Origin of the sequence: Terrisporobacter muris, assembly GCF_024621905.1 — a bacterium.
GTDB classification, from domain to species: Bacteria; Bacillota; Clostridia; order Peptostreptococcales; family Peptostreptococcaceae; genus Terrisporobacter; species Terrisporobacter muris.
Genome location: NZ_JANKBY010000256.1, coordinates 1 through 5,446, shown reverse-complemented (window position 1 = coordinate 5,446; position 5,446 = coordinate 1). Strand labels below are relative to the sequence as shown.

Genomic DNA, 5,446 nt, shown 5'->3' with positions numbered 1-5,446 from the left:
TCTTATATGGTATAATTTATATAAACTGTTATCGAAAGGAAATATTTATTAATATGAAAGATGAATCATTAAACTTTAAAAGCAATATTATACTTTTGGTTAGCTTAGTAATTATAGGATGTGTTTCCATGGCTTTTGTTGATGGAGTCCTTTCTCCAAATTACATGATAAAATCTATTTTCAAGTTAATTATTTTTTTACTACTTCCATGTATATATTATTTTAAAAGTAATTCTATAATAAGTTTAAAAAACTTATTTAAAATAAATAAAGAGCATATAATAAAATCAATTTTCCTAGGTGTAGGAGTATATATTTTAATTTTACTTACTTATTTTACACTTGGTTGTTTATTTGATTTTTCTAGTGTTACAAACTCCTTAGAAAATAATATTGGGGTAAATAGTAGAAATTTTATATTTGTTGCCTTATACATATCTTTTATAAACTCACTATTGGAAGAGATATTTTTTAGAGGCTTTGCTTTTATAACATTAAAAAATATTTCAAGCAAAAAGGTTGCCTATATCTTTAGCTCTTTTACTTTTTCTATTTATCATGTTGCTATGATGACTACTTGGTTTGATATAATATTATTAATATTACTTATTTTTTCTCTTTTTATATCAGGTATGTTTTTTAATTATTTAGATGATAAAAATAATAATATTTATAATTCATGGTTTGTACATATGTTTGCAAATTTTGCCATAAACACTATTGGCTTTATTCTATTTGGAATAATATAAAATCACAAAAAAATGATAAATATCAGATATTAGTCCGATTTTTATCATTTTACTTAGACTTCTTTTTATTTTTCTTATTCTTACCCTTATAAGCTTTATGAAATCCATCTACCAAACTAGTTATTGTACTTTCATCCACATCAACTTCAAAATCTTCTCCACTACCTTCTTCACATCGTCCTCTAACGGCCGCTGCTAGTGATAACTCTTCACCTAAAGCTATTAAAAACTCTGAAAATATCTCCAATTCATCTGCATCATCAAATTGCTGATTAATAATTGCTGCATATATAGTAACTAATGTTAAATATTGATCAGCTAAACCTTTACAACTACATTTATATTTTTTCCTACCCACAACTCCTCCTTTTATTACTTATTCTCTTATAACTATATGCAACTTATTACATTTCACATAACTATTTAAAGAATATTTAAAAGTAGAGTTGCCATTCTTTAAGAAAAATCCAATGATATTTCTTAAAGAAAACTCAAAAATACCAATACTACTAAAATTTATCTTTTTTATAAATTAAAATATATCTCTTATTTTTTCTAAATCATCACCGAATTTTTGCTTCATTTCATTTGGTAATGTTACAGCACTCTTGTAGAAGTAAACATCATGTCTAACATATTCACCTGCTAACATAACCATTGGTTTGCTTTCTGTCCATATAACCTCAGCAATAGACTTACTAATAATTTGTCCAAATATAACTTCTTTAAAGTCAGAAACAAGAGTAATCCATCTTCCACCCATTTCTTTCTTTTTTTCTTCTCCCATTCCATGGAAATATAAATTTTTCAATTCTGGTATATCCATATCCTTAGGAGCTCCAAATACAACAACTGCTATATTTTTACTTTTCTTTTGAAATTCAATTATCTCATCTAAAATATTATTCAAATCTTCATACCATATTTGAATTAGAATCTCTTTAGTACTATTTTTTATAATTTCTCTACATTTTTCAAAAATATTATCATAATTTTTTATATGCCATATGTTATCCATATTTGTTTTCAAGGGAAAAATCCTAAAACTTTCTTCTAGTTTCTCTAAGTTATTTGACATTTCCTTTTTAATTTTACTCGATATTTCGCTCATAGGTACAGCCACATATCTATTGTTACTTTCATATTGAGTAAATAATACGAATCCTTTATCTATTAATGATTGTAGTATATTATATATTTTTGATCTAGGAACATTTGCTATCTTACTAGCCTCATAACCTGTTAAGCTTCCATTTTGAGATAAAGTTAAATATACCTTTGCTTCAGCATCTGTTAGTCCTATTTTATTTAATAAATTTAATTCATTATCCATTGTAAATCCCTTCTATATAAATATTATAAAAACTTTACTTCCATGTTTTTGATATTTCGTATTTTATCATAAACATATTTAATTGTAAATCATAAGCCTATACATGAACTTAGCAGCCTATATTCACGAAAAAATGCAAAGGAAAATCCTTTGCACTTAATACTTACTATTATGATATTACCAAGGTTGCATTGCTCCACCTTCTTCTGCTGGTCTACAGTTTTTAGCAAATATATTTAAACATCCCTTAGCTTCTTTTAAAGGTGGTTGTACCCATTTATCTAGTCTATCCTTTATCACTTCATCATCAACTAATAGAGATACTTCTCCATTTGGTATATCTATAACTATTTCATCTCCATTTTCTACAACTGCTATAACTCCACCATCATAAGCTTCTGGAGAAACATGACCTACAATAGCTCCAAAGTTAAATCCGGAAAATCTTGCATCAGATATTAGTCCAACACTCTTATGCAATCCAAGTCCTATTAATGCATCTATACTTAACATTAATTCCTTCATACCAGGAGCGCCTTTACACCCTTCGTATCTAATTACAATAATATCTCCAGGAACTATCTCTCCTGCCATTATTGCATTAAATGCATCTCTATCTGTTTCATAAACTTTAGCTTTACCCTTCATGTATTTAACTTCTTCAGGTACAGCTGTTGGTCTAACTATAGCCCCTTTAGGAGATAAGTTCCCTTTTAATATTTTTAAACCTGGTTCATTGAATAAAGGCTTATCTAATGAATGAATAACTTCATTTTCACTTGGTGTAACAGCTTTTAAATATTCTCCCCATGTTTTTCCTGTCATCATTGGTGCATCTAAGAACAATTTACTCTCTAACATTTTCATAACATTTGGTACTCCACCTGCATAGTGGAAATCTACTACTGTGAATGGTCCACTTGGTATAACTGCGTTTATACATGGTATTTCATTTGCATATTTTTCAAAGTCTTCAATTGTAATACCAAGACCTAGTTCATATGACATTGCTAAAATATGAAGTACAGCATTTGTTGAACCAGCAACAGCCATATCAAACATTATAGAGTTTAAAAGGACTTCTTTTGTTATTACATCTGAAGGTTTTCTTCCTGATTTAGTTAACTCTACTGCATATTTTCCTGCAATACGAGCTTCTCTCATTCTTGTTGAATCTGATGCCGGAACTGTTGATGTACCAGGTAATACTAAGTTAAATATTTCACCAAGCATTTGCATTGTATTTGCTGTACCCATTGATGGACACGCTCCACATGTTGGACATACACAACCTTCCATATAATCTAGTTCATCTTCTCCTGCTCCAGAAAATCTTGCTGCATCTAAATCAGCTTCTACAACTGTATTTCCTTTATAATGTCCAGCTTGCATTGATCCCCCTGTCACAACAAGTGAAGGTATATCAACTCTTGCAGCTGCTAAATAACAACCTGCTATTATATTGTCACATGATGCAACCATAACTAAACCATCAAAATTATGAACTTTTGTAACAAATTCAACAGACATAGCAACTATATCTCTTCCTACTTGTTCATATTTTAATTCTTCTGCACCATTTGCAATATTACCACAAGTAGCAGGTATTCCAAATTCCACGGGAACACCACCAGCTGCCCATATACCTTGTTTTACCATTTCAGTAACTTGTCTTAAATGTGCAGTTCCTGGAGAACCCTCCATAAATGAATTTGCTACACCTATATGTGGTTTATTTTTTATATCCTCATCTGAATAACCAGCTGCTTTCATCATAACTCTTCTATGTGCAGCATCTTTTCCATTCCAATAACTTTTACTCATTTTACTCCTCCTATGCCCCCTAAAAATTTGGTCTTTCGTAAAGTTCTTCGTCTTTTATTTTATCCATTACTTCAGATTGCCAGTTTTCTTTATCTATATCTTCAACAGAAACAGATATAAATTTTTCATCCATTTCTAATTCTTTAACCATAAATTCTTTAGTGTGTTTAGCTAATTTAGCTTTTACTTCTTCACTTCTGCCTGGATACATTTTAATATTTATATGTGGCATTTTTCATTCCCCCATTTTATAGTTATTTTATTCCCAATTAGTTCCTACTTCTGCTTCTATAGCTTTTAAATATATAGCTCTTGCTGTCATCAAATCTAAAACACCTATGCCAACGTTTTCATATACAATAATTTCATCATCATTTTCACGCCCAACAACTTTTCCAAGTAATACATCACCTATATCACCTGTAAAATCATCTTTTGTTATTATTCCTTCTTCTAAAGGTATTAATATATCTCCTGATTCTGATAAAACTGCTTCCTCTGAATCAAAGTATATTTTTGATGCCCTTGGTAATATAGCAGGGTCCATTTCTTGCATATGATGTTGATATGCTCCTACACAACTTACTGTTGCACCTTTTTTAACTTTTGTTCCATCAAATACAGGTTTGCTTGAAGGTGTTACAGTGACGATTATATCTGCATTTTCTATAGCATCATCTGAAGATACAGCTTCTACTATTTTAGTATTATAACATTTAAGTTCTTCTTGCATTCTATTTACAAAAGCTTGTCTTCTATTTGGATCTAAGTCAAATACTCTAACCTCATCTAATTCTCTAACAACCATCATAGCTTCTAGTTGCGTAGCTGCTTGTCCACCAGTTCCTATTAAAGCACCTATTTTAGCATCTTTTACTGCAAATAAATCAAATGCTGCTCCTGAAGATGCCCCTGTACGTAATTGTGTAACATATGTTCCATCTAATATAGAGCTTACTATTCCTGTTTTTCCATCTATTAATAATACCTGTGCTGGAGCTGTAGGTAAATTTTCCTTAGCATTTTCAGGGAATATATTAACTACCTTTAACCCTGCTACATCTAATTCTTCCACATAAGATGGCATAAATAAAAATACACCATTATGATTTGGTGCTTGTATAGTTGTTCTTAAAGGTACCTCACTCTTCCCCTCAGAAAATATTTTAAAACATTCTTTATTAGTTTCAATAGCATCTTTCATTGTAAAAACTTTCTTTATATCTTCTCTTGATAATAATAACATCTTATACCTCCACTTTTATGATTTTTAAAACTCCTTTTAGTAGCTCCCTTTAGTAACTATTATATTTAGTCGTTATTATTTTGTCAATATAATTAGTAATTTTTTCATATTTTTATTTCTATTTAAACTTTTAGAACTTGCTTTACCTCTATTACTTTTTATTGACATGTAAGTTGTAACGTATTACGGTGTACTTATTACATACTTTTTTTGTGAAATTAATTCCTACAACTATTCTTACTTGGATTGTATCTTTAGTGTTAGTTTATATGTCATTGAATTTTGCTAAAACAG

Annotated in this window: 6 protein-coding genes; 1 reads left to right on the top strand and 5 read right to left on the bottom strand. The window is 29.5% G+C overall.

Going from position 1 to position 5,446, the window contains the following annotated elements:
• On the top strand, positions 1-749 hold a 749-nt coding region (locus NSA58_RS15310; protein WP_330652587.1), incomplete at its 5' end, for a CPBP family intramembrane glutamic endopeptidase.
• Between the two features lie 49 nt (positions 750-798).
• On the opposite strand, the gene NSA58_RS15305 is transcribed toward NSA58_RS15310, so the two are convergent.
• From NSA58_RS15305 to NSA58_RS15285, 5 genes are all read right to left on the bottom strand, one after another.
• Positions 799-1,107, bottom strand: a complete 309-nt coding sequence (locus NSA58_RS15305; protein WP_074079356.1) for a hypothetical protein — start codon at positions 1,105-1,107, stop codon at positions 799-801.
• A 174-nt stretch (positions 1,108-1,281) separates the two neighbouring features.
• The gene (locus NSA58_RS15300; protein WP_074079355.1) at positions 1,282-2,082 is read right to left on the bottom strand and encodes a TrmB family transcriptional regulator; all 801 of its coding nucleotides are present in this window, start codon (positions 2,080-2,082) and stop codon (positions 1,282-1,284) included.
• Positions 2,083-2,259: 177 nt separating this feature from the next.
• Entirely contained in the window at positions 2,260-3,906 is a 1,647-nt protein-coding gene (gene ilvD / locus NSA58_RS15295; protein ID WP_039678182.1) for a dihydroxy-acid dehydratase, read from the bottom strand.
• Between the two features lie 19 nt (positions 3,907-3,925).
• A complete protein-coding gene (locus NSA58_RS15290) occupies positions 3,926-4,138 on the bottom strand; it encodes a tautomerase family protein (protein WP_039678181.1) in 213 nt (70 codons plus the stop codon).
• Positions 4,139-4,165: 27 nt separating this feature from the next.
• Positions 4,166-5,152, bottom strand: coding sequence for an ornithine cyclodeaminase family protein (locus NSA58_RS15285; RefSeq protein WP_039678180.1), 987 nt, complete (start codon positions 5,150-5,152; stop codon positions 4,166-4,168).
• Positions 5,153-5,446 lie beyond the last annotated feature (294 nt).

Coding starts and splice junctions, on each gene's coding strand:
- NSA58_RS15300 (WP_074079355.1), bottom strand. CDS start 2,082: ATGGATAATGAATTAAATTTATTAAATAAAATAGGACTAACAGATGCT.
- ilvD (WP_039678182.1), bottom strand. CDS start 3,906: ATGAGTAAAAGTTATTGGAATGGAAAAGATGCTGCACATAGAAGAGTT.
- NSA58_RS15290 (WP_039678181.1), bottom strand. CDS start 4,138: ATGCCACATATAAATATTAAAATGTATCCAGGCAGAAGTGAAGAAGTA.
- NSA58_RS15285 (WP_039678180.1), bottom strand. CDS start 5,152: ATGTTATTATTATCAAGAGAAGATATAAAGAAAGTTTTTACAATGAAA.